At 59.6% G+C, this 2085-nt stretch carries 1 protein-coding gene; it reads right to left on the bottom strand.

The annotated features are described in order from the left end of the window. Nucleotides 1–77: 77 nt before the first annotated feature. Nucleotides 78–1355 carry a group II intron reverse transcriptase/maturase gene (gene ltrA, locus MLC59_RS19630; protein ID WP_248237287.1) on the bottom strand — a complete coding sequence of 426 codons (1278 nt, stop codon included), beginning with the start codon at nucleotides 1353–1355 and terminating at the stop codon, nucleotides 78–80. Nucleotides 1356–2085: the final 730 nt, after the last annotated feature.

The following is a 2085-nucleotide window of genomic DNA, read 5'->3' as shown; positions in this document are numbered from 1 at the left end:
AACGAGTAGGGTGAGGCGTCACCGCCTCATCCCTCTCACAGAACCGTACATACGGACCACGTATACGGCTCATGCCATTAACTTACCCCGAATTCGGGGACAGTGATGCCGGTTCTGACCCGGGTCAGATCCAATAACCGTAAGTCATTATGCAGGTAGGCATTTGGGATCGCATGGTGGGCCAGCGGTGAAGCCGCATTGCGCCAGCTTTGCATCTTGATGTGCCGGAACGGGGGCTGGTAGCCCAGCTGTTTCAGCCTCCGATGCAGCCGGCCCGGCTTCTTCCACTGCTTGAGCTGGATGCAGCGCAGGCGCCGCCTTAACCAACTCATCACCTGCTTCAGCACCCTCGCGCAGTTCGCCACCCGGAAGTAGCTGACAAAACCACGCAACACAGGATTCAGATCGCGGATAAGCACCGCAAGCCCCTCACCCCGGTTTCGCTTTGTCAGCGCTTTCAGCTTCTGCTTGAGTTTCACCACCTTCTTGTCCTGGATGCGGGTGTAGTTCGTGTAGATCACCACGCCCAGGAACTTTACCCCCTCATCGCTGTGGGCGATGTGGGTCTTGGTGACGTTCACCGTCAGCTTCAGCTCTTCTTCCAGATAGCTTTGGGCCACCCGTAACGCATTGCTCGCCCCAGCCCGTGAACCACACAGGATCAGGATGTCGTCCGCGTAGCGGACGATCCGGTGCCCCCGCGCTTTCATGAACTGGTCGAAGGCGTCCAGGTAGACGTTCGCGATCAGCGGACTGATCACGCCACCCTGAGGGCTTCCCAGCTCCGTCTCTTCGAGGTGGTATCCCACCATCACGCCGCTTTCCAGGAACTGGCGCAGCAGTGACAGGACACTGCCGTCCGTGACCCGTTGGCGGAACTGGCGGATGATCAGGTCATGGTTGAGCGTGTCGAAGCATTTCGACAGGTCCATATCCACGACCCACTCACGCCGGTGTCGGCGGATGAACAACTCCGCCTTGCCAATGGCGTGGTGACCACTGCGCCCCGGACGATACCCGTAGCTCGACGGGTGAAAGCCCGGGTCGAAGATCGGCTCTATGATGCTGCGCAACGCCTGCTGCACAACCCGGTCCCGAACCGTTGGAATGCCCAGTAAACGCTCACCGCCGTCGTCCTTGGCAATGGCGACGCGCCTGACCGGCTGCGCCCGATAGCGCTTTTCCTTCAGTTCGAGCAACAGGCACGACAGCTCCACCTCCAGATTCGCCTCAAACTCACTCAGGCTCTGCCCATCAATTCCGGCCGCACCCTTGTTGCGTTTGACGTGTCTGAAAGCTGCATACAGGCGCTGCTTTGACAGCAGGTGCCCGTACAGACTGTAATATTTCCTCATGCCTGCTCATCTCTGTGATGACGGCTTCGGGGATTGGCTTGGCTGCCGGTGTGCTTCAAACGATCCGTCCGGGTACTAGCGCTCTGGCAATCTGCCGCCACGGTATCGTTCTACTCCCTTGTTCGGAGAACACCAGAGCCACTGCGTTCCCGCAGTACCCCAGTGCACGTCCCTGCCCCGTCGGGCAGCTTGTGAACGCAGCGTCCACCTCTCTCTCGTCGTCCGTCATTCTCGTTAATGACTTCCGCCCTTCGCATCCGATCAGAGCTTTTGGCCCTGACCGGTCCGCTGAACCTCCGCCAGCAGTCGTTCCGGTTTTATCCTCCACGCTGTTACCAGGCTTCTCAGGCCAGAACTTCCTCACTACTACGGCTTCATCTGCCACCTCGCACCGACTGAGGCCTCGGCTTTCACCTTGCGCCACAGCCTCCGGCTTCGCCGGATTCGGTGTCAGGCTTCCCCGGTTACTGCACCGGCTCCCTGTTAACGATGCCACCCTCAAGCACAGCCCAGGTCTGACTGAGTATCGGGCTTCGCGTTATTTCGCACGCTGACCCACCTGAACTGCCGAAGCAGGTTCACTTGCGTTGTGTACCGTTAACTTCCTATGGCTTCCTTCAGACCCCGCCGTTGGCCAGCGACGCCCTTGCCAGTCGGATTGTCTTCCCCTCAGTCGGGGTGACGCCACCTTCTTTCAGATGGCCGGGTTTGCCGGCTTCGCCGGGCAAAC

This window comes from Marinobacter bryozoorum (genome assembly GCF_023156245.1).
GTDB lineage: Bacteria > Pseudomonadota > Gammaproteobacteria > Pseudomonadales > Oleiphilaceae > Marinobacter > Marinobacter bryozoorum.
Note: the sequence above shows the minus strand (reverse complement) of the source record. Positions and strands in the feature narration are given on the sequence as shown.

Bases quoted from the DNA above. Each gene is read 5' to 3' on its own strand.
- ltrA (WP_248237287.1), bottom strand. From the start codon at position 1,355: ATGAGGAAATATTACAGTCTGTACGGGCACCTGCTGTCAAAGCAGCGC.